This is a genomic window from Salinisphaera sp. (assembly GCF_002729955.1).
Classification (GTDB): domain Bacteria; phylum Pseudomonadota; class Gammaproteobacteria; order Nevskiales; family Salinisphaeraceae; genus Salinisphaera.
The window spans coordinates 1-20367 of the sequence record NZ_PBYA01000053.1 but is presented as its reverse complement, the minus strand read 5'-3'; the positions used below and the strand labels follow the sequence as shown (position 1 = coordinate 20367).

22 protein-coding genes and 2 pseudogenes are annotated in these 20367 nt (G+C 63.6%); 9 read left to right on the top strand and 15 right to left on the bottom strand.

All coding sequences use genetic code 11. The features are described from left to right. Window position 1 precedes the first annotated feature (1 nt). The 6 genes from flgG (at window position 2) to flgL (ending at window position 6987) form a co-directional block, all read left to right on the top strand. A complete protein-coding gene (gene flgG, locus CMN27_RS14710; protein ID WP_293627629.1) occupies window positions 2-784 on the top strand; it encodes a flagellar basal-body rod protein FlgG in 783 nt (260 codons plus the stop codon). A gap of 10 nt (window positions 785-794) precedes the next feature. Then, the gene (locus CMN27_RS14705) at window positions 795-1484 is read left to right on the top strand and encodes a flagellar basal body L-ring protein FlgH (RefSeq protein ID WP_293627627.1); all 690 of its coding nucleotides are present in this window, start codon (window positions 795-797) and stop codon (window positions 1482-1484) included. Window positions 1485-1530: 46 nt separating this feature from the next. Further along, complete coding sequence (locus tag CMN27_RS14700; protein WP_293627625.1) at window positions 1531-2646, top strand: flagellar basal body P-ring protein FlgI; 1116 nt, start codon at window positions 1531-1533, stop codon at window positions 2644-2646. Beyond that, window positions 2647-3735, top strand: a complete 1089-nt coding sequence (flgJ, locus tag CMN27_RS14695; protein WP_293627623.1) for a flagellar assembly peptidoglycan hydrolase FlgJ — start codon at window positions 2647-2649, stop codon at window positions 3733-3735. It abuts the gene before it with no gap. Between the two features lie 368 nt (window positions 3736-4103). Further along, window positions 4104-5732, top strand: a complete 1629-nt coding sequence (gene flgK / locus CMN27_RS14690; protein ID WP_293627621.1) for a flagellar hook-associated protein FlgK — start codon at window positions 4104-4106, stop codon at window positions 5730-5732. A 34-nt stretch (window positions 5733-5766) separates the two neighbouring features. Continuing rightward, complete coding sequence (flgL, locus tag CMN27_RS14685) at window positions 5767-6987, top strand: flagellar hook-associated protein FlgL (protein ID WP_293627619.1); 1221 nt, start codon at window positions 5767-5769, stop codon at window positions 6985-6987. Window positions 6988-7252: 265 nt separating this feature from the next. On the opposite strand, the gene fliR is transcribed toward flgL, so the two are convergent. From fliR to fliF, 13 genes and pseudogenes are all read right to left on the bottom strand, one after another. Continuing rightward, on the bottom strand, window positions 7253-8044 hold the full coding sequence (fliR, locus tag CMN27_RS14680) for a flagellar biosynthetic protein FliR (RefSeq protein ID WP_293627617.1): 792 nt from the start codon (window positions 8042-8044) through the stop codon (window positions 7253-7255). 12 nt (window positions 8045-8056) lie between these two features. Further along, the gene (gene fliQ / locus CMN27_RS14675; RefSeq protein WP_293627615.1) at window positions 8057-8326 is read right to left on the bottom strand and encodes a flagellar biosynthesis protein FliQ; all 270 of its coding nucleotides are present in this window, start codon (window positions 8324-8326) and stop codon (window positions 8057-8059) included. Between the two features lie 13 nt (window positions 8327-8339). Further along, window positions 8340-9014, bottom strand: a pseudogene (fliP, locus tag CMN27_RS14670) (flagellar type III secretion system pore protein FliP); the annotation flags it as partial. 83 nt (window positions 9015-9097) lie between these two features. After that, entirely contained in the window at window positions 9098-9610 is a 513-nt protein-coding gene (gene fliO / locus CMN27_RS14665) for a flagellar biosynthetic protein FliO (RefSeq protein ID WP_293627613.1), read from the bottom strand. Next, window positions 9607-10098, bottom strand: a complete 492-nt coding sequence (fliN, locus tag CMN27_RS14660) for a flagellar motor switch protein FliN (protein ID WP_366515464.1) — start codon at window positions 10096-10098, stop codon at window positions 9607-9609. Before fliN ends, fliO begins: the two co-directional genes overlap by 4 nt. Next, window positions 10095-11105 carry a flagellar motor switch protein FliM gene (fliM, locus tag CMN27_RS14655; RefSeq protein WP_293627611.1) on the bottom strand — a complete coding sequence of 337 codons (1011 nt, stop codon included), beginning with the start codon at window positions 11103-11105 and terminating at the stop codon, window positions 10095-10097. Before fliM ends, fliN begins: the two co-directional genes overlap by 4 nt. A 9-nt stretch (window positions 11106-11114) precedes the next feature. Further along, window positions 11115-11600 carry a flagellar basal body-associated protein FliL gene (gene fliL, locus CMN27_RS14650; RefSeq protein WP_293627609.1) on the bottom strand — a complete coding sequence of 162 codons (486 nt, stop codon included), beginning with the start codon at window positions 11598-11600 and terminating at the stop codon, window positions 11115-11117. A gap of 54 nt (window positions 11601-11654) precedes the next feature. Continuing rightward, on the bottom strand, window positions 11655-13214 hold the full coding sequence (locus CMN27_RS14645; protein WP_293627607.1) for a flagellar hook-length control protein FliK: 1560 nt from the start codon (window positions 13212-13214) through the stop codon (window positions 11655-11657). Between the two features lie 26 nt (window positions 13215-13240). Further along, window positions 13241-13687 carry a flagellar export protein FliJ gene (gene fliJ, locus CMN27_RS14640; RefSeq protein WP_293627605.1) on the bottom strand — a complete coding sequence of 149 codons (447 nt, stop codon included), beginning with the start codon at window positions 13685-13687 and terminating at the stop codon, window positions 13241-13243. Between the two features lies 1 nt (window position 13688). Continuing rightward, window positions 13689-15074: a flagellar protein export ATPase FliI gene (fliI, locus tag CMN27_RS14635; protein WP_293627603.1), complete on the bottom strand. Its 1386-nt coding sequence runs from the start codon at window positions 15072-15074 to the stop codon at window positions 13689-13691. After that, entirely contained in the window at window positions 15071-15763 is a 693-nt protein-coding gene (locus CMN27_RS14630) for a FliH/SctL family protein (RefSeq protein WP_293627601.1), read from the bottom strand. The genes fliI and CMN27_RS14630 overlap by 4 nt, the downstream gene beginning before the upstream one ends. Beyond that, on the bottom strand, window positions 15756-16748 hold the full coding sequence (gene fliG / locus CMN27_RS14625; protein WP_366515466.1) for a flagellar motor switch protein FliG: 993 nt from the start codon (window positions 16746-16748) through the stop codon (window positions 15756-15758). The genes CMN27_RS14630 and fliG overlap by 8 nt, the downstream gene beginning before the upstream one ends. A gap of 4 nt (window positions 16749-16752) precedes the next feature. Next, window positions 16753-18426 carry a flagellar basal-body MS-ring/collar protein FliF gene (gene fliF / locus CMN27_RS14620; RefSeq protein ID WP_293627597.1) on the bottom strand — a complete coding sequence of 558 codons (1674 nt, stop codon included), beginning with the start codon at window positions 18424-18426 and terminating at the stop codon, window positions 16753-16755. Between the two features lie 282 nt (window positions 18427-18708). Between fliF and fliE the strand changes: the two genes are divergently transcribed. Continuing rightward, window positions 18709-19071: a flagellar hook-basal body complex protein FliE gene (gene fliE / locus CMN27_RS14615; RefSeq protein WP_293627595.1), complete on the top strand. Its 363-nt coding sequence runs from the start codon at window positions 18709-18711 to the stop codon at window positions 19069-19071. Between the two features lie 77 nt (window positions 19072-19148). On the opposite strand, the pseudogene CMN27_RS14610 reads toward fliE, so the two are convergent. Next, window positions 19149-19376, bottom strand: a pseudogene (locus CMN27_RS14610) (flagellin); the annotation flags it as partial. A gap of 130 nt (window positions 19377-19506) precedes the next feature. On the opposite strand from CMN27_RS14610, the gene CMN27_RS14605 reads away from it, so the two are divergent. Both CMN27_RS14605 and CMN27_RS14600 read left to right on the top strand, forming a co-directional pair. Then, window positions 19507-19746, top strand: a complete 240-nt coding sequence (locus CMN27_RS14605; protein WP_293627591.1) for a type II toxin-antitoxin system CcdA family antitoxin — start codon at window positions 19507-19509, stop codon at window positions 19744-19746. After that, on the top strand, window positions 19746-20045 hold the full coding sequence (locus CMN27_RS14600) for a CcdB family protein (RefSeq protein WP_293627589.1): 300 nt from the start codon (window positions 19746-19748) through the stop codon (window positions 20043-20045). Before CMN27_RS14605 ends, CMN27_RS14600 begins: the two co-directional genes overlap by 1 nt. 210 nt (window positions 20046-20255) lie before the next feature. On the opposite strand, the gene CMN27_RS14595 is transcribed toward CMN27_RS14600, so the two are convergent. Then, window positions 20256-20367, bottom strand: a 112-nt coding sequence (locus CMN27_RS14595; protein ID WP_366515465.1) for a flagellin, incomplete at its 5' end; no start/stop codon positions are given.

Sequence of the window (20367 nt, the reverse complement as noted above, 5' to 3'; positions counted from 1 at the left end):
CATGATTCGCTCACTCTGGATTGCCAAGACCGGTCTGGAATCCCAGCAGGTCAAACTCGACACCATCGCCAACAACCTGGCGAACGTGTCGACCAACGGCTTCAAGCGCTCGCGCGCGGTTTTTCAGGATCTGCTCTACCAGGACATGCGCCAGCCGGGCGCCCTGTCGTCGGTACAGACCAACCTGCCCTCCGGCCTGCAGATCGGCTCCGGCGTGCAGCCGGTGGCCAACGAGCGCCTGCACTCGCAGGGCAACCTCGAGCAGACCGGCAATTCCAAGGATGTCGCCATCGACGGCCGCGGTTTCTTTGCCGTGCAGATGCCCGACGGCACCAATGCCTACACGCGTGACGGCTCGTTCCAGATCGACCAGAACGGTCAGCTGGTCACCGCCACCGGCTTTCCGGTCGAGCCGGCGATCACCATCCCGGAAAACGCGCTGTCGATCAGCGTGGCCACCGACGGCACCGTGTCGGTGACCCAGCCGGGCACGGCCGAGAACGTTCAGGTCGGCCAGATGCAGCTGACCACGTTCATCAACCCGACCGGTCTGCAGAGCATCGGCGACAACCTCTATCGTGAAACCACGGCCTCGGGCCCGCGCAACGACAGCATTCCGGGCCTCAATGGCACGGGTCTGCTGCGGCACAAGTTCGTGGAAACCTCGAACGTGAACGTGGTCGAGGAAATGGTGAACATGATCGCCACCCAGCGCGCCTACGAGATCAACTCCAAGGCGGTCGAAACCTCCGACCAGATGCTCCAGCGTCTGGCCCAGCTGTAACGAGCCGACAATGTCTAGCACGCGCCTGCCTTCGCGGATTCTACGTCTGGTCGCCATCGTGGCGGCGCTGGGCGTGCTGTCGGCCTGTGCCCAGCTGCCGCGCAAGAACGTGGTCGAAGGTCCGACCACGGCACCGCCGCAGCTGCCGCCGGCGCCGCCGGCGGACGGCTCCATCTTCCGCGCCAGCTATACCAAGCCGCTGTTCGAAGACCGGCGTCCGACCCAGGTTGGCGATATTCTCACCATCGTGCTCGACGAGGCGGTAAGCGCCTCCAAAAGTTCGGCGGCCAAGGCCAGCCGCAACGGCTCGGTCGAGTTCACGCCCACCCAGATTCCGGAAGCACTGCAAAGCCTGCTGGAAGCCCAGGGCACCGATATTTCCGGCGCCAACAGCTTCAACGGCAGCGGCGGCGCGAATGCTTCCAACAACTTCACCGGCACGATCACCGTGACCGTGATGGACGTGCTGCCCAACGGCAATCTGCAGGTGGCCGGCGAAAAGCGTATCGGCATCAACCAGGGCGTGGAATACATCCTGTTCTCGGGCGTGGTCAATCCGCGCACGGTCTCGGCCGACAGCACCGTGGTTTCGACCCAGGTGGCCAATGCCCGGCTCGAATACTACGGCGATGGCTATATCGACGAGGCTCAGCGCATGGGCTGGCTGCAGCGCGTGTTCCTGAACCTGTCGCCGCTGTAAGCGTTTGACGAATCGTTTGTTCCATCTTCCACGAGCGAGACAAGACATGATCCAGATCGGCCACTGCAAACGCTTGCTGCTGGCGCTTGCCGGCGCGCTGTTGATGGTCGGCACGGCTCAGGCGGCTCGCCTGGGCGATATCGCCACCTTCAGCGGCGTACGCTCGAACCCGCTGGTCGGCTACGGCCTCGTCGTGGGTCTGGGCAATACCGGCGACCAGACCACGCAGACCCCGTTCACGGGTCAGGCGCTCAAGAACATGCTCACCCAGCTCGGCGTGACCGTGCCGCCCGGGACCAACATGCAGCTCAAGAATGTGGCTGCGGTAATGGTCACCGCGGAACTGCCCCCGTTCGCGGGTACCGGCCAGCAGCTGGATGTCACCGTCTCCTCGGTGGGTAACGCCAAGAGCCTGAGCGGCGGTACCCTGCTGATGACGCCCCTGAAGGGCGCAGATGGCAATATCTATGCGCTGGCCCAGGGCAATATCCTGGCCCCCGGCATCAGCGCCAGCGCGGGCGGCAGCAGCGTGCAGGTCAACCAGACCGGCGCCGGTCGTATCCCGGAAGGCGCGACCATCGAGCGCACCGTACCCACGCAGCTGGCCATGGGCGGCGAAATCGATCTCGCGCTCAAGCGCGCCGACTTCAACACCGCGCTGCGGACGATGAACGCCATCAATCAGGCCTTCGGCTCCGATGTGGCCACCGCCAAGAACTCCCGCACGATCACACTGCGCGCGCCGGTGGACGAGGGCGCCAAGGTCGCGTTTCTCGCCCGTGTACAGGATCTGGACGTCACGCCGGGCCAGGATGTGCCGCGAGTGGTCATCAACTCGCGTACCGGTTCGGTGGTGATGAATCGCAACGTCACGCTCAACAGCGCCGCGATCGCCCACGGCAGCCTGTCGGTGGTCATCGACTCGAACCCGATCGTCAGCCAGCCGAATGCCTTGTCGGGCGGACAGACGGCGGTCGTGCCCAATGCCGATATCTCCGTGCAGGAAGGCAGCGGCACGCTGCATACCATTAGCGAGAGTGCGTCGCTGCGTCAGGTGGTGGATGCTCTCAACCGCCTGGGCGCCACGCCGACCGATCTGATGGCCATTCTGGAGGCGCTCAAATCCGCGGGCGCCCTGAATGCCGAGCTGGAGATCATCTAGATGACGGGCGCAGGCAACACCGGCGATTTCGCCCTGAGCATGAATGGCGTCTCCAAGCTCAAGTATTCGGCGCGCAACTCGCCGGATGAAGGCATCAAGGAGGCCGCCAAGCAGTTCGAGGCCGTTTTTCTGCAGAAAATGCTCAAGCAGATGCGCGACGCGATTCCGCAGAGCGGCCTGCTCAACAGCCAGCGCTCGGAAATGTATCAGTCGCTCATGGATCAGCAATGGGCACAGACGCTGTCGCAGCGCGGCATCGGTCTGGCCGACATGTTGACCCAGCAGCTGCAGGGCAAGGGCAGTGCCTCGGCCGCGCCCGCGGATTCGGTGGATTCCTTCCTGGCCTCGATTCCGAACGCCACGCCGCAGCCGCTGCGGGCCTCGGATCCGGTCGAAGCACGTCGGGCCGATAAGGCTCCGGCGGACGATCTGGCGCGCAAGGAATTTCCGCGTCCGCCGTTGCAGGCGGCCGTGAACGAGGCGGTATCGCCGCGCCGCAGTGTGGCCGACACTCAGGCCTCGGCTTCAGTCTCGGCCTCGGAAACTGTACGCCGTGCCGTATTGCCGGATCACGTGAACGATTTTCTGGATCGCATGGAATCCGCGGCTGCGGTCGCCGCCCGCGAAACCGGCATTCCGAAACGTCTGATTCTTGCCCAGGCCGCCCTGGAAACCGGCTGGGGCAAACACGAAATCACACGTGCCGACGGCCGTCCGAGCTTCAACGTATTCAATATCAAGGCCACCGGCTGGGACGGCGATGCCGCCCGCGTAACGACCACCGAATATGCCGGCTCGAAGCGCTATACCACGCAGGCCGAATTCCGTGCCTACGACTCCTACGAGCAGGCATTCTCGGATTACGCCCGCCTTCTGACCCAGTCGCCGCGCTACAAGCCGGTGGTGGATGCACCCACGGCCGAACACGCCGCGCGGGCGCTGCAGAACTGCGGTTATGCCACTGATCCTGCCTATGCCAACAAGCTGGTTTCGATCATGAAGACGTTGCCGGCGGATATGCCGGCGCCCGCCTCTGAACCCGCGCAGTTCGCCCGGGCCGAAGGCGCTGATCTGAGCCGTCTTTTCTAGGGCGTGTCGTCATGAGATATGACGTCGCATTGCCCGCGCCGGGCGTGTCAGGCAAGGCGCGGGCCGCCGAGCGTGGCGCGCCACGGTCAAGGCCCGCAACGCCGCATGGCGCGTCCGGCGCGGGCAACCCGACGGGTCGACGGCCAAGCCCCGGCAATCCATCGTTATCGCTCGCTTACGTGGAACAACCACGCGACGCTCGCGATGCCTTGTCTTGCCGCGGCTTGGCCGCCGATGCGCCGCCTTATCTTATGACGACACGCCCTAGGCCACACGGGCGCTTGAGGGGTTTAACTTTTTCGCGCTTCGGCCGTTATTTCCAGGTATGAGAGCACCGTCGGTGCGCATGCCAAACTTGTAGAGCGATCATGTCCAATCTATTCGGCATCGGCTTGAGTGGCCTGGGAGCAGCGCAGACCGCGCTTTCCACGACCAGCAACAACATCAGCAACGTCAGAACGCCGGGTTACAGCCGGCAAGTGGTGGGGTTGAGCACGTCGCAGGAAGGCAATGGCCAGGGGGGCGGAGTCCGCACCACGGGCGTGGAGCGCCAGTATCAGCAGTATCTGACCGGCCAGCTCAACGATGCACAGAGCCGCTCCAGCGCGCTGGACAGCCACCTGGGCCAGATCTCGCAGATCAACAACCTGCTGGGCGATAGCGAAGCCGGCCTGGCACCGCTGATGCAGAAGTTCTTCGGCGGCCTGCAGACGCTGTCGGCCAACCCGGCGGACTCCGCCGCGCGCGAGTCGCTGCTGGGCGATGCCAACAGCATGACCGCGCAGTTTCGCGCGTTCTCGGAATATCTGTCCGACATGGGCGAAAGCGTCGAGTCGCAGCTCAAGGGCGGGATCACCCAGGTCAACAACTACGCCGAACAGATTTCCAACCTCAATACGCAGATCGTGCAGGCCGAGGCCAAGACCGGCCAGCCGCCGAACAATCTGCTGGACCAGCGCGACCAGCTGGTCTCCGCGCTGGGCGATCTGGTCGACGTCAAGCTCTCGGTTCAGGACGGCAATTCCTACCATGTGATGGTGGCCGGCCAGCCGCTGGTCGACGCCAACGGCGCCAAATCGCTCAAGCTGGTGGATTCGGCGGCGGATCCGACCCGTTCGGCGATCGCCTTCGATGTCGGCAATGGTCAGCTGCGCGAACTCTCGGAGAACAGCATCAAGGGCGGGTCTATCGGCGGCCTGATGGCGTTTCGCAAGGACTCGCTCGAGCCTGCACAGCAGCGTCTGGACCAGCTTGCGCATACGCTTTCTGCGCGCATTAACGAAGTCCACCAGGGCGGTACCACGTACAAGGGCCAGGCCGGTGGCGCGTTCTTCGAAACGGCAAGCCCGGTGAGCTTCAGCGACGCGAACAACAACGGAACGGCCACGCTCGAGGTAACGTTCACCGAGGGCGCAAGCGCCGAAGTGCGTGCCAGCAACTACCGGCTGGAATACAACGGAGACACCAACTCCTATGCATTGACGCGCACGAGCGACGGCGACAAGCGCTTTTTCGGCGGTGACGAATCGCCGTTGCAGTTCGACGGCGTCGAGGTGCGGGTGCAGGGCGCCGTTGCCGATGGCGATGCGTTCGTCATCAAGCCGCTCGATCGCGCCGCGGCCGAGATGGAAGTTGCGGTCAAGAGCACGTCCGAGATTGCAGCCGCTCAGGGCGGCGGTACGGGCGACAACCGCAATGCGCTGGCCATGGCGGCCCTGCAGGACGAAACCGCGATCGAAGGCGAAAGCAGTTTCAACAGCGGTTATGCACGCCTGGTGAGCGATATCGGCAACAAGACGCGCTCGCTCCAGGTCAACAGCAGCGCCCAGCAGATGCTCACCAGCGAACTCGAAACCGCACAGCAGTCGGTATCCGGCGTGAACCTCGATGAAGAGCGCGTCAACCTGCTGTATTACCAGCAAATGTATCAAGCGAATGCCAAGGTCATCGAAACGGCGGCAAGCCTGTTCGATACGCTGCTCGGCATCCGCGCCTAGTTTTACGCCTAGTTTTAACTGAAAGGCACACGTCATGCGCTTGAGCACCAATTCGATCTACAGCATGAGCACGCAGTCGATCTTGCGCCAGCAGGGTCAGGTCGCGGGCATCGGCCAACAGCTCGCCAGTGGCAAGAAGATCGTAACCCCCGCCGATGACCCGCGCGCCGCTTCGCAGGCGCTCGTGGTCTCACAGGCCAGTGCGGTCAACGACCAGTTCGAAGCCAGTCGGACCTCGGCCCGTCGCAGTATCTCGGCGGAGGAGACCCAGCTTGACCAGGTCACTCGGGCGCTGCAGGCGGTCACGCCGCAGCTGGTCAAGGCCGGCAACGGCACGCTCAGCGATGCCGATCGCAACTCGATCGCGACCGATCTCGAAGGTATTTATGCCCAGATGCTCGGCAGTGCCAACGCACAGGACGGCAACGGGCGCTTTATATTCGCCGGTCACGACGGCGACAAAACGCCGTTCGTCGAGTCCGGTGGCCGTGTGAGCTATCAGGGCGACGAGGGACTGCAGAATCTGCGTGTGGACGCCTCGCGCATGATGGCGATCAACGACACCGGCAGCCGCGTGTTTACCTCCGTCACCGAAAGCGCCCAGTACGTGGGTACGGCCGATGGCGGCAATGCGGGCACCGGCGTGTTCGGTTCGATCAACGTGGCCGATGCGAGCAGCGCCGATTTCGGTAACGAGTTCCAGCTCAGCTTCAGCGAAACCGACGGTGAGGTGCGCTATAGCGTGGCCAATGCCACCACCGGCGAAACGCTGGTGGCGGATCAACCCTATGTCGCCGGCGAGCCGATCGAACTGGGCGAGAGCATGCGCGTGACCATCAAGGGCACGCCCGCCGACGGCGATGGTTTCACCTTTGCCCGCGATCGCGAAGAGGACAACAACATCCTCAACACGCTGGCCGAAGTGATCGACGTACTCAAGACCGGCACCGATACACCGGCCTCGCGTGCGGCGCTGGAAAACGGCTTGAACAGCGCCCATCGCAAGGTCGCGAACTCGCTCGACAACGTGTTGACGGTACGCGCTTCGCTGGGTTCCCGCCTCAACGAGCTGGATACCCTTGACACAGTCGGCGCGGCGCGCGGTCTCAACTACGACATGACGCGCTCGCAGCTTGAGGATCTCGACTATATGTCGGCCTATTCGGACTACAGCCTCGCCCAGGTGGCCCTGCAGTTCTCTCAGAAGACGTTCACCGATATTCAGAAGCTGTCGATGTTCAGCCTCAATATCTAGTTATCGACAAACGTCGGTATACAGCCCGCGGCGTGCATACGCCTCGGGCTTTTTTTATGCGACCGCTATAAATGATGCGGGCCGGCCCGGACGCGATGTGCGCGCTCGCGTAACGACAAACCCTGGCTGACTCGTTCCGGCCGGCCGCTACCTCCATCGGCGCGCAGGCGCGACCGTACTCTCGATGCTTGCCTGGTGAGCCTGTGCCGATCCATACGGCCTGGCCGAGGCCCGAGGCCGTTACAAAATCCCCGTGCTCGCCCGGCTAGCCGTTACCCGCGAGCGCGCTCAGTACGGCACCCATGGCGTCGATGCCGTTGGCGAACATCTGGCCGAACAGCCCGCCGAGTTCGGGCACCATGAAGAACAGCAGCACGATGCCCGAAAGCAGCGTGAGCGGGAAACCGATCGAAAAGATGGAGAGCTGCGGCGAGGCGCGGTTGAGAATGCCCAGGGCCATATTGATGGTGAGCAGGGCGGTGACCAGCGGCAGCGCGAGCCCCAGGCCGGCGCTGAATACGGTGCCGGCCCAGTGCACCAGCGTGTACCAGCCCTCGGCATCGAGCGAACCGGCCCCCACGGGCAGCTCGAAGAAGGTGAAGGCGAGCACCCGGATCATCATCAGATGGCCATCGAATGCGAGGAAGAACAGCAGGGCGAACACATTCAGGATCTGGGCCAGCACCATGATATTGGCGCCCATGGCGGCCGAATAGAACGAGGCGAAGCCAAGACCCATCTGCAGGCCGATATAGTCGCCCGCGGCGCGCACCGCCGCGAACACCACGCGCATGACCAGACCCATGGCAATGCCGATGAGGATCTGTTGCACGATCAGCCATATGCCGACATAGGATACCGGCGGTATATCCGGCGGCGGGGGGAGCGTGGGCGCGATGATGAACGCCAGCAGCACCGCGACACCGACCTTGGCCACCCGTGACAGGCTGTTTTCGCCCAGGATGGGCGCGACCGCGACGAAGGCGAGGATGCGCACGAACGGCCAGAACAGCGACATCACCCAGGGCGTGATCTGGCTCGTGGTGAACTCGATCATCGCAGACGGGGCTTAGCCGATCAGGCCGGGAATGCTCAGAAACAGATCGCGGGTGAAATCCTGAATCAGGCCGAGCATCCAGGGCCCGGCTACGATGAGTACGGCGAACACGGCCAGGATCTTGGGGATGAACGACAGCGTCATTTCGTTGATCTGGGTCGCGGCCTGAAACAGGCTCACCACCAGGCCCACGAGCAGCGCGGTCAGCAGCAGGGGCGTGGCCATCAGCAGGGTGACTCTCATCCCCTGATAGGCCAGTTCCATGACAGTTGCGGGACTCATGTGCGCCTTTCCCCTAGCTCATGAAGAAGCTGTCGGCCAGCGAGCCGATCAGCAGTGTCCAGCCATCCACCAGCACGAACAGCATGAGCTTGAACGGCAGGGATATGGTGGCTGGCGGCACCATCATCATGCCCAGCGACATCAGCACGCTGGCCACGACCAGGTCGATGATCAGAAACGGGATGAAGATCATGAAGCCGACCTGAAAAGCCGTTTTCAGTTCGCTGGTCACGAACGCCGGCAGCAACAGCCGCAACGGTACGTCTTCCGGCCCCTGCATGGGCGGAATATCGCCGAGGTTGGCAAACATGGCCAGATCGCTTTCGCGAGTCTGGCGCAGCATGAATTCACGCAGCGGCTGTACGCCGTTCTGCAGCGCCTGCTGGAAGGTGATCTCGTCGCGCGACAGCGGTTCGTAGGCCACGTCGTAGATGCGCTCGAATACCGGCGACATCACGAAGAACGTCAAGAACAGCGCCAGCCCCAGCAGCACCTGATTGGGCGGCGCGGTCGGCGTGCCGATCGCGCTGCGCAGCAGGCTCAATACGATGATGATACGGGTGAAGCCGGTCATCATCAGCAGCACGGCCGGCAGGAACGCCATGGCCGTGAGCAGCACGAGGGTTTGGACCGACAGCGTCCACGACTGGCCGCCATTCTCGAGCGGGCGTGCCACCACGCCGGGCAGCGAACCGGGTTCCTGGGCGCCCACGGCAAAGCTTGCGCTCAGCGCCAGCAATGCCAGCAGCAGGCGAATCGGCCAACGCGCCATCAGCGGCCTCGATCGTTACGGCTGAAGCGCGAACCGGCGCGGCGCAGATTCTCGGCCAGGGCTTCCCCGAAGCTCGGGTTGGCGTCTGTTGTGCGGCCGCTGCCGGGCTCGGCCACCTCGCGCTCGCCCGCGGGCATGCTGTGTAGCTTGTTGACGCTATTGGGGGCGACACCCAGCACCAGCCAGGTGTCTTCCACTTCCACCACCACCACGCGTTCGCGCGGGCCGAGGCTCTGACTGGCGATGATGTCCAGAGAGCGGCCGCCGCGGTTGCGGTAGGGGCCGAAACGCTTGAGCAGGGCACTACAGATGAAGATCAGCGCGATGACCGCGATCAGCCCCAGCGAGGTGCGGCCGATGCTTTCCATGCCCAGCGAACCATTGGCCCGCGGCACGGCCGTGGACGGCATGTCGGCGCCGGTCTGGGTCTGGCCGTGGAGCCAGTCGGCAGAACCGGTACGCGGCGCATCCTGTGCCGCGTTCAGGGTCTGTTGTGTCTCGTCGTCGTTCATTTGTTGAGTTTATGAATGCGTTCCGAGCGGGTGACGATTTCCGTAATGCGGATGCCGTATTTTTCGTCGACCACCACCACTTCGCCCTGGGCGATGAGATAACCGTTGACCAGGATCGACATCGGTTCGCCGGCCAGGCCGTCGAGTTCCACCACCGAGCCCTGGGCCAGATCGAGCAGTTCGCGGATGGTCAACCGGGTCTGGCCCAACTCCACCGACAGGGTGACCGGGATCTCCATGATCATGTCGAGTTCGCGCGGCGTGCCGGCCTTGGCCTCGTCGGCCAGCGGCTTGAACACGCTGTCGCCGGCGCTCGTGGCCTTGGAGGAAGCGGCCTTGTCGGATTCGACTTCGGCCTGTTCGGCCATGGCATCGCCCCAGACGTCTTCCATGCTGTCGCCGTCGTTGTTCGACTGTTCGCCAGTCTGTTCGGCGAGGGCGGCGGCCCAATCGTCGTCGGCGCCGCTCTGGGCCTTGTCGTCGTTCATTTTTTCGGTCCCTGGTTGGACTTGGAAGCCTCTTGGTTGATGACACGGGTTACGCGTAGCGCCTTGCGGTCGTTGAGCCGACCGTAGTCGCATTCGAGCACCGGTACGCCGTCAACGCGGGCGGTGATGGCACGGGGCAGTTCGATGGGCAGCACATCGCCGACTTCCAGCTGGGCGATACGGCCGAGCGTGGTTTCGATTTCAGTGAAATCGGCCACCAGCCTGATGTTGCTCTGCTTGATCTCGCCGGCCAGCTGCTGCGTGCGCTGGCGTTCCTCTTCAGGGTCGCGTTTCTGTAGCGGCCCGGACAGAAGATCCTTGATCGGTTCGATCATGGAATAGGGCATGCAGATCTGGAAATCGCTGCCGAAGGCGCCCACCTCGACATGAAAGGTCGAGCTGATCACCAGCTCGTTGTCGTTACTGGTGATGTTGGTGAACTTCACCTGCATTTCGGCGCGCTGATATTCCAGCTCCACCGGGTAAACGCTCTTCCAGCCTTCCTGATAGCTTTCCAGCGCCAGCGACATGAGCCGCCGGATGATGCGCTGCTCGGTATGGGTGAATTCACGCCCTTCGGAACGGGTCAGAAAACGCCCGTCGCCGCCGAACAGGCTGTCGACCACCAGATAGACCAGATTCGGCGGAAACACCACCAGCGCATTGCCGCGCAGCGGCTTGATGCTGATCAGATTGATATTGGTCGGCACCGGCAGATTACGGGTGAAGTCCTTGTATTTCTGAATCTTGAGGCGGCCGACCGTGATATCCGCGTTACGCCGGATCAGGTTGAACAGCGACATGCGAAAACGCCGCGCGAAGCGCTCGTTGATGATGTCGAACGCATGCAGACGCCCGTGCACAACCCGTTGCTGGTCGTTCGGGTCGAAGGCGCGGATTCGCTTGCCGCCGGCATCCTGGCTGTTCGCGGACGGTTCATCGTCGCCGCTGACGCCCAGCATCAGCGAATCGATTTCGTCCTGCGAAAGCATGTCGTCGTTGGACACGAGCGCTGCCTATTGAACGATGAAGTCGGTGAAGAGGACTTCCTGCACGCCGATGGCGTCTTCGTCCTCGTAGAAGGGCTGGGCGATGGCCACCTGCAGCGATTCGGCCAGCGACTGCTTGCCGCTTGCGCTGCTGAGGTTGTCGGCCTGTGTATCGGCTATCGTCATGAGAATACGGTTGCGGACTTCGGGCATGTGTTCGGCGAGCTTTTCTGCGGCCTTGCTGTCGTCGACCTTAACCGCAATGCGCACGTAAAGGATACGCCCACGCGGGTCGCTGAGGTTGGCCGTGAACGGATCGATCTGCACGAATACCGGCGCGGGCTTGGGCACGACCGGCGCATGGGCCGGGGCGGCGGCTTCCTTGTCGCCATCATTCATGAAGAAATAGGTGCCGCCGATCGCCGCACCGGTGACGATGACAAGCGCCAGCGCCATGATGATGAGCCAGAGCATGCGGTTGTTGCCGGAAGCGTTGGGGGGCGAAGTGGCCATGAGCGATGGGTATCCTTGAAAACGGGTCGGCGGCAGAGGCCGCCATGTGGGGGACTAGGCGAAAATGTCGATGCCGCCGTCGAGGGTGCGTCCGGCCAGCGTCGTCACTGCGACCGGCGCGGTCAATGCCTCGGTGGTCGCAACGTCCCCGCTATCGGCCGCGCCGGCGCCGGCCTGAGAGCGACCGTTGCCATTGTTGTTCGACGAATTCGGGTTTGCGCCCTGGTCGCTCACCGACGTCTGGCCGAGATTGATACCGCTTTCGGCAAAGGCATGGCGCAGCTGCGGCAGAGCCGCTTCGACTGCGGCGCGTACGTCCGCATGCGCCGAAGTAAAGTGCAGCTGGGCCTGTTCACCCATCTTGAGCGATACGTGAAGCTGGCCGAGTTCGCGCGGATAGAGCGTGAGTTCGGCCGCGCCGTCGCCGACATGGGTCAGGCGCAGCGCCTGCTGGTTGACCGCCTGTTTCCAGGCTTCGCTGCCCAGCGGTGCCTGCACGTGTGCCGCCAGCGCACCCGGCTGGGCCGAAACGGCGAAACTGGTGCTCGTGGCACCTTGAACGGTGGCGGCCGCCGCCGGCAACGATTTCAGATCGAGTTTGTCGGACAACTCGCCCTCGCTACCTGCCGTCATGAAGCGCGTGCCGCGGCCGGGCTGGAACGTGTCCCCGGCAAAAGCGGCCCAGGCCGCCGGATTGCGGATATCGGTCGACGTATTCTGTGCGGCGGCTGCCATGCGGGCCCGGTCGCCGGCCAGGGCGTCTTCGCCCTGTTTGGCCAACCCGTCGCGGTCGACGGCAAATCGTAGCGGGTTGTCGGCGTTCTTGTCGCCGGCCTGCAGAGCGCGGGCATCCAGCAGGCGGGTATGGCCGTCGGTGGCGGGCGTGTCTGCCTGGGCCTGACCGGCCGTTTGCAGCGAAAGCTGCACGTCGGCCGTAGCCGGCGCCAGACGCGTCGCGCCGGTATCGGCCTTCGCGCCCGCCGACCCTGCACCACGCTGCTGGACCGACAGGGCCAGACCGATGCCGCGCATGTCGGCACACACGATTGCGTCGTCTTCGGCCGTGCGTTCGCTATCGGCCGGCGTTTCGCCGTCGCGAGCGGGTGCGCTATCGAGGGCCGGCTCGGCGACAAGCGCCTTGTCGCCAGCCTGGCCGCGATCGAGCGCGCGCAGGTCGGCGGCCGCTTTGTCGTTGGTTCGCGCGTCGAGCGGTTGCGCGTCGCCCTGGCGACCGGCCTGGGTGAGCGCCTTGTTCGTTTCCCCGCCGCCCGTGGCTCGCAACTCGCCGCTCGAGGTATCCGACAACGGCGCGGTGCGCGCATCGATGCCCATGCGCGAACCGGCCTTGAGCGCGTTCGGCTTGGCATCGATCAGGGGCTGCGGCGCCTGCACGCCCGGGGCGGCGTCGCGCTTGGATGCTGCCTGGCCGGGCCGGCGAGCGGTGTTCGCAGCGCTCGTATCGGCGGCGCTATCGCTCTGGCTGTTGGCCTGGCGTCGATCGGCCAGTACGGCCGAAAAGCTGAGCTTGCCTTCGGGCTTGTCGCCGGACGCCGCATTCTTGGCACCGGCCTCGGCCGGCGCGGTTTTTACGGCAGTGAGAAGCTGAATACTCATAAAACGATACCCGTTCGCGGCGAACGCTATTGATAAAGGCCGGCAGAGAGCGCGCGGCTGGCGAATTCGTCGGTCTGGCGCTGCTCGCGGCGGGCCTCGGCCTGCTGGGCGGCCTCGCGTCGACGCACTGCCAATACATCATAGGAATTCAGGCGTTTCTGGCGGTCGCGCCAATCCTCGTTGCCATGCTCGACCCGGCGCTCGCTCTGGTTGACCGCCCCACGTTGCTGCTCGATGGCACGCTCAAGCGAAGCAATGAAACGCTGGTAGTTCTGCAGGGTGGCAATGCTCATGCCCATCGCCATGGCGTCGTCGAGACGGCGCTGATATTCCGCGTGATAGGTCAGCAGGGCTTCGAGCTTCTGTTCGGTCTGCTGATGATCCCGGCGCAGACGCCCGAGCGTGGCGGCGGCCGCGTCGCGGTCGTCGGTTGCCAGATCGATGAGCGTGTCGAGTGCGGAAGTCTTGGCCATATCAGTGTGCTGTCCTCTGCGGTAGCAGTTCGGCCAGTTGCTGGCTGGCATGTTCGAAATCGGCGCGTTGGTTCATCGATTGCTGCAAAAAGGCCTCGAGCTGCGGATACATTTCGATGGCCTGGTCGAGCAGCGGATCGCTACCCTTCGCATAGGCGCCCACGCTGATCAGATCGCGGTTGCGCTGGTAACGAGAGAGCATTTGCTTAAAGTACTGGATACGCGACAGATGTATTTCGTCGATAAGCGCGGTCATTGCGCGGCTTATCGAGGCTTCGATATCGATGGCCGGGTAGTGACCGGATTCGGCGAGCTGGCGCGAAAGCACGAAATGCCCGTCCAGAATGGCACGTGCGGAGTCGGCGATCGGGTCCTGCTGGTCGTCGCCTTCGGTGAGCACGGTATAGAAGGCCGTGATCGAGCCCTTGCCCGGCGCATCGTTGCCGGCGCGTTCGACCAGCTTGGGCAGTTTGGCGAATACCGAGGGCGGGTAGCCCTTGGTCGCCGGCGGCTCGCCGATGGCCAGGGCGATTTCACGCTGGGCCATGGCATAGCGTGTCAGCGAATCCATGATCAGCAGCACGTTTTTGCCGCGCTCGCGAAAATCCTCGGCCAGACGGGTCGCATAATCCGCGCCCTGCAGGCGTAGCAGGGCGGAGTCGTCGGCCGGGGCGGCCACAACCACCGCGCGTTTGAGGCCTTCGGTGCCGAGGATGTTGTCGATGAAGTCCTTGACCTCGCGCCCGCGCTCACCGATGAGCCCGACCACGATGACGTCGGCCTGGGTGAACCGGGCCATCATGCCCAGCAGCACGCTCTTGCCCACGCCCGAACCCGCGAACAGCCCCAGGCGCTGACCGCGCCCGACGGTGAGCAGCGCATTGATCGCGCGCACGCCCACATCCAGCACATCGTGGATGGGCTCGCGATCGAGCGGGTTCAGACGCGGGGCTGCCAACGTTGCATGGGCCGGGTCGTGAAGCGGACCGCGCCCGTCGAGCACGCGCCCGCGCGCATCGACCACGCGTCCGAGCAGGCTGTCGCCCACGGGCACGCGCTTGCTGCCGATCGCCTGTGCGCCGGGTGGCGGCAGCGTGGCCCACACGCGCGCGCCCGGCACCATCTCGGCGGTGTCGACAAACGGCATCAGCAGCAGTTTTTCCTGATTGAAGCCCACCACCTCGGCCTCCGCGAAATCGCTGCCGCCGCGGATCTCGACAATACAGTGGGCCCCCAGGGGCAGCTGCAGGCCGACGGCTTCCAGTACCAGCCCGGTGGCGCGGGTGAGCCGGCCGCCCTGGCGCGTGCGCGACAGGTGGCTGACCTGTTGGCGGGCCTCGCGCAGGTCGTCGAGCCATTGCGCCACGGGGTTGGGATTGCCGGTCATACGTCTTCTCCGTGACCTACGGTGTGCAACAGCCGTTTCCAGCGATCGCCCACGGTGGCATCGATGGCGCGCTGTTCGCTCTCGACCCGGCAGTCGCCGCGGGCCAGGCCCATGTCGGGTCGCAGTTCCCAGCCGGCGGCATCCAGCGTCTGTGCCAGATGCGATTCGATCAGCGCATGATCGTCGATGTTCACGTACAGCGTCGGCTTGCCGCCGATGGTTGCGTTTTCGGCCATCAACGCTTCGATCTCCTCGATGATATGTTCCGGCTGGAGTTGCAGCGCGCGGCCGGCCAGCTGGTGCCCGGCTTCGAGCGCGAGTTCCACCAGTTCGTAGGAAACCTTGTCGTTGAGGCTGTTCACGGCCGCTCGATAGGCCTCGCTCAACTCGCGTATGGGCGCGAGCAGGGTGTCGAGTTCGGCGGCCAAGCGTTGTTCGTGCTCTGCCTTGGCCTCGGCCTTGGCTTCGGCACGGCCCTGTTCCAGGCCCTGGGCATAGCCGGCCTCATGGCCCTTGGCGACGGCTTCTTCCTTGGCCAGTTCGAATAGCGCGAAGCTGATGCCGTCTTCGCGCCGCCGGGCGGGGGCGTCTTCGCCCTCGCCCGTATTCCGGCGCGGCATACGCCGTTCCAGCGCGCCCATCTGCCAGGGACGCCAGGCATCCTTTCGCGCGCTGGAACGATCAGACATATTCGTCGTCTTCCTTGCTCAAGGTGATTTCGCCAGCGTCGGCCAGACGGCGCACCGTCTGCAAGATCGCCTTGCGCTCGTTCTCGACCTGGGACACGCGAATCGGGCCACGCAGCTCCATGTCTTCGCGCAGCATTTCCGCCGCGCGATTGGCCATGTTCGAGGTAAAGCGCGAAATCAGCTCTTCCGGCGTGCCCTTGAGCGCGACCACCAGGCTGTTCTGGTCGACTTCCTGGAGCAGGCGCTGGATGGTGCGGTCGTCCGCGCTGGCCAGATCCTCGAACACGAACATCTGATCGAGGATTTTCTGGGCCAGATTGTCGTCATGGGCGCGCACGCTCTCGAGCACGCTTTCCTCGTTGGCAGAGTTCATCAGATTGAGGATCTCAGCAGCCGTCTGTACGCCGCCCATCTTGCTGCGCTTGAGGTTCTGGCCGTCGAGCAGGCCGGAGAGCACTTCCGTGAGCTCCTGCAGCGCGGCCGGCTGCACGCCGGAAAAGGTCGATACACGCAGTACCACGTCGTTGCGCAGGTGCTCGTCGAAGAGCATGAGCACTTCCGCGGCCTGGGCGCGCTCGAGGTGGACCATGATCGTGGCGATGATCTGCGGATGCTCGTCGCGAATCATCTCGGCAACGACCGTCGGCTCCATCATGTTGAGCGCATCGATGCCGGTGCCTTCCTGGGCGTCGAAGATGTCCTCGAGAAGGCTGGCCGCGCGTTCGGCGCCCATGGCCTTGGTCAGCACCGAGCGGATATGTTCGCTCGAGTTCATGCTGACCGCGCTGACCTGCTCGAATTCCTCGTGGAATTCGTTGAGTACCTCGGTGATCTGTTCGTTCGAGATATTGCGCAGGCCGGCCATGCGCGTGCCCAGTTCCTGGGCGTCACGCGTGGACAGATGCTTGAACACATCGGCCGCGGTGTCCTCGTCCAGCGTCATCATGAGGATGGCACCGCGCTCGCTGCCGGCTTCGTTGAACATTTGTCTAGGCATTGCTATGCATCCAGCTCTTGATGATGGCGGCGACCAGTTTCGGGTCGTTCTTGGCGGCTTCGCGGGTCGTGGTTAGCAGCGCATCCTGTTGGCGGCGTTTGCCACGGCCGGCTTCGATGGCCGCGCGCAGGTCTTCATTACCTTCGTCCGAGTCCTCGGCCACGGCGCCGGCTTCGGCTTTCGCATCCGCCAGGCGCACCGGAGCACGCGGCACCTGATCGAGCAGCGGCTTGATCAGCCGACGCCATACGATCCAGGCAGCGATGGCGAGCAGCAGATACTTGACCGCAGTCTCGACCATGGCGATGAGTTGACGATCCTGCCACCACGGTATACCGGGTTCGACCACGGTATCCGGCTGGTCGGTGAACGGCATGTTGATGACTTCCAGCGAGTCGCCGCGCGCGACCGAAAAACCCATCGCCTCGCGTACCAGGCTCTTGATCTGGTTCATCTGCTCTTCGGCCAGCGGCATCGGCTGCATCTCGCCGTCCGCGTTCGCCTGCATCGGGTAGTTGACCACCACCGCGGCCGACAGCCGTTCGACCTGGCCACTCTGTTCGCGCGTATGGCGAATGGTGCGGTTCACCTCGTAATTGATGGTAGCGTTGCTGACCGTGGAGCCCTTGGCGCCTTCCGCGTTGTTGTTGCCGGTCGTGGTGGTGGTCTTGTTATTGATCGGCGAGTCGATTTCCGGACTCGGCTGGTTGCTCAGCGCACCGGGAACGCCGCCCGTCCCCGGGCCGCCGTTCGAGCGCGTGGCACTGCGCTGTTCGCTGCGGATCGCGGCCTGGGCCGGGTCGCCGTTCGGGGCATAGAGTTCTTCGGTCTGCTCGTTCGACGAGAAATCAACGTCGGCGACCACGCGTGCACGGATGTTGTCGCGGCCGACGATGGGCGCGAGGATGGATTCGATACGTTCGCGATAGCTGCGCTCGATACGGTCGACGTATTCCAGCTGCGAGCCATCGGTGGCGTTGCCGGCTGTGGCCGCGTTGTTGGACAGCAGTTTCCCGGAGCCGTCGACCACGGTGACGCCTTCGGTGGGCAGGTTGGTCACACTGCTGGCCACGAGGTTGACGATTGCCGTCACCTGGCCGTCGCCCAGAGCGCGGCCGCGATACAGGTCGAGCACGATCGAGGCGCTCGGCTTTTCGCGCTCGCGCACGAACACCGATGATTCGGGAATGGCCAGATGGACGCGCGCCTTGGCCACCGCGTCCATGCTTTCGATGGAACGCGCCAGCTCGCCTTCGAGCGCGCGCTTGTAGTTGACGTGTTCGGCGAACTGGCTGATGCCGAAGGACTGGTTGTCCATCAGCTCGAAGCCCACGCCGCCGCCGTTGGGCAGGCCTTCGCCGGCCAGGGTCAGGCGCGTGCGGTCGATCATGTCCGTGGGCACCATGATCGTGTTGCCATTGCCCGCGAACTCGTAGGGGACCTGCATCTGTTCGAGTTTGGCGATGATTTCGCCGCCGTCGCGATCGTTCAAGTTCGAGAACAATACGCCGTAACTAGGACCCATGGACCACATCGCCATGGCCACCAGCAGTGTCACGGCGATCGCGACACCCACGATCAACGGCAGACGCGGGTTTGCGCGTAGCTGCTCCAGCACGCCGGGCTTGGCCTCGGCTGCTGCGACTGCCGTATCCGCTGTCGCCATGCTCTTTCCTCGTTGCTTGATGTGCGATTGCCGCGGCTTGTCGTAGTCGAGCCCGGCCCCTGCCACCTGCCGATGATGCCGCACACGTGCGCCGCAGCCCCAGCAGGACGAAGGCCATTATTCAGCACTGAGAAAAAATCAAAGGAGGAATAAGCCCACTTTTTGGGCGGCAATTGAGCGGATTAGATCGCTTGCGTCTGCGCTACTCTGCAATTCGTCAAATGGGGCGCCGTGCCAATTCGGCCGACGTGCCCCGGTCGCATTTCACGAGGGTAGGGCTTAATGAGTATCTCCGCAGTCAATCTCAACAGCGTGTTGCAACAGCTTCAGTCCACTGCGAATCAGGCCGGCCCGGGCGGCGTGCAGCCTGGCGTGCAGACCGGTCCCCAGGCGGTCGCGAAGAGCGGCGAAAAGGCCGAAGCCGTGGACTTTTCCAACGCGCTGGTCGCAGCGATCGACCGTATCGACGGCATGAAACAGGCCGCACACGCGCAAGGGCATGCCTTCGAGCGTGGCGTGCCGGGGGTGGGCATCAACGATGTGATGGTCGATATGCAGAAGGCCAGTCTCGGATTCGAAATGGGCGTGCAGGTGCGCAACCGTGTCGTAAGCGCGTATCGCGAGATCATGAACATGCAGGTGTAGCGCTGTTCACGCGCTGCAACGAAAGAGGGCGCCCTGGGCCGCCCTCTTTTTTTGTCTCCTGCGAGACGATCCGCTGCTTAGCGGAGCAGGGAGAGCACGCCCTGAGTGCTCTGGTTGGCCTGGGCCAGCACGGAGGTACCGGCCTGCTGCAGGATCTGGGCCTTGGACATGATCGACACTTCGGTGGCGTAGTCGGCATCGGTGATGCGCGAACGGGCCGACGAGATGTTGATTTCGGTGGTGGAGATGTTGTTGATCGCCGAGTCCAGACGGTTCTGGACCGCACCGAGATCCGAGCGCAGATCGGCGGTCTTCTGAGTGGGTTTGGCCCCGTTAGATACTTTGGATAGGCTCGCACGATGCGAAGATTGATGCGCATATTGCATGCGCGTAGAGTATGCGGGTGTCTAATCAGTTGGAAGTAGGGAGCCGCCCGTGACTGAATCGATCAAGCACGCGAGAAGACCGACGAACTTATCTTTGGATAGCGCCTTGCTTGAAGAGGCTAAGGCACTGGGGGTAAATATGTCGCGATCCGCTGAGGCCGGTATTGCTGAAGCGGTGAGACGGTCGAAACAGCAACGGTGGCTTCAGGCCAATCAAGCAGCATTGGATAGCTCCAACGAATATGTTGCATTGAATGGGCTGCCGCTCTCCCGACATCGCCAGTTCTAATGGCGCGTTTCGAGGTGTGCCGAAACCAAGGTGGAAGCGGGTATCTGCTGGACGTTCAATCGGATCTTCTCAGCGGCCTGAATACCCGTATGGTCGTGCCCCTGTTGCCGAAAGCCGCGGCGCCGCGTCCTGCCGAAAGGTTGAATCCCGAGTTCGAAATCAAACGAACCCAAGTGGTCATGGCCACGCAGTACATGGCAGCCGTGCCCGAGTCCGAGCTAGGCCCGACGGTATGCAGCCTTGCCGAGCAACAGCACGCCATTTCAGCTGCGCTGGATATGCTGTTCCTGGGTTTCTGACGCAATGAACCCAGCGCCGAAACAGTCGGCCTTATAAGCTGTTTACAACGACTTCTTGATCGTTGTGCGAATACACATACGTATGCCTACGCGCGCTATTAACGCTGATAAATAGTCAATTTCATGCCAGGGCAATAGACCAGGGCAAAAAAAGGGCGCCCGCAGGCGCCCTTTGTGTTTCGCGTATAGCGAAGGCTTTTAGCCAAGGATTTACCGGAGCAGGGAGAGAACGCCCTGGGTGCTCTGGTTGGCCTGGGCCAGCACGGAGGTACCGGCCTGCTGCAGGATCTGGGCCTTGGACATGTTCGACACTTCGGTGGCG

Excerpts from the sequence above, each read along its gene's own strand:
- flgJ (WP_293627623.1), top strand. The coding sequence starts at position 2,647 with ATGACGGGCGCAGGCAACACCGGCGATTTCGCCCTGAGCATGAATGGC.
- fliN (WP_366515464.1), bottom strand. The coding sequence starts at position 10,098 with ATGAACGACGACAAGGCCCAGAGCGGCGCCGACGACGATTGGGCCGCC.
- CMN27_RS14705 (WP_293627627.1), top strand. The coding sequence starts at position 795 with ATGTCTAGCACGCGCCTGCCTTCGCGGATTCTACGTCTGGTCGCCATC.
- fliF (WP_293627597.1), bottom strand. The coding sequence starts at position 18,426 with ATGGCGACAGCGGATACGGCAGTCGCAGCAGCCGAGGCCAAGCCCGGC.
- fliG (WP_366515466.1), bottom strand. The coding sequence starts at position 16,748 with ATGTTCAACGAAGCCGGCAGCGAGCGCGGTGCCATCCTCATGATGACG.
- fliE (WP_293627595.1), top strand. The coding sequence starts at position 18,709 with ATGAGTATCTCCGCAGTCAATCTCAACAGCGTGTTGCAACAGCTTCAG.
- CMN27_RS14600 (WP_293627589.1), top strand. The coding sequence starts at position 19,746 with ATGGCGCGTTTCGAGGTGTGCCGAAACCAAGGTGGAAGCGGGTATCTG.
- fliQ (WP_293627615.1), bottom strand. The coding sequence starts at position 8,326 with ATGAGTCCCGCAACTGTCATGGAACTGGCCTATCAGGGGATGAGAGTC.
- flgG (WP_293627629.1), top strand. The coding sequence starts at position 2 with ATGATTCGCTCACTCTGGATTGCCAAGACCGGTCTGGAATCCCAGCAG.
- CMN27_RS14645 (WP_293627607.1), bottom strand. The coding sequence starts at position 13,214 with ATGAGTATTCAGCTTCTCACTGCCGTAAAAACCGCGCCGGCCGAGGCC.
- CMN27_RS14630 (WP_293627601.1), bottom strand. The coding sequence starts at position 15,763 with ATGTCTGATCGTTCCAGCGCGCGAAAGGATGCCTGGCGTCCCTGGCAG.
- fliI (WP_293627603.1), bottom strand. The coding sequence starts at position 15,074 with ATGACCGGCAATCCCAACCCCGTGGCGCAATGGCTCGACGACCTGCGC.
- fliR (WP_293627617.1), bottom strand. The coding sequence starts at position 8,044 with ATGATCGAGTTCACCACGAGCCAGATCACGCCCTGGGTGATGTCGCTG.
- fliL (WP_293627609.1), bottom strand. The coding sequence starts at position 11,600 with ATGGCCACTTCGCCCCCCAACGCTTCCGGCAACAACCGCATGCTCTGG.
- fliJ (WP_293627605.1), bottom strand. The coding sequence starts at position 13,687 with ATGGCCAAGACTTCCGCACTCGACACGCTCATCGATCTGGCAACCGAC.
- CMN27_RS14700 (WP_293627625.1), top strand. The coding sequence starts at position 1,531 with ATGATCCAGATCGGCCACTGCAAACGCTTGCTGCTGGCGCTTGCCGGC.
- flgL (WP_293627619.1), top strand. The coding sequence starts at position 5,767 with ATGCGCTTGAGCACCAATTCGATCTACAGCATGAGCACGCAGTCGATC.
- fliO (WP_293627613.1), bottom strand. The coding sequence starts at position 9,610 with ATGAACGACGACGAGACACAACAGACCCTGAACGCGGCACAGGATGCG.
- flgK (WP_293627621.1), top strand. The coding sequence starts at position 4,104 with ATGTCCAATCTATTCGGCATCGGCTTGAGTGGCCTGGGAGCAGCGCAG.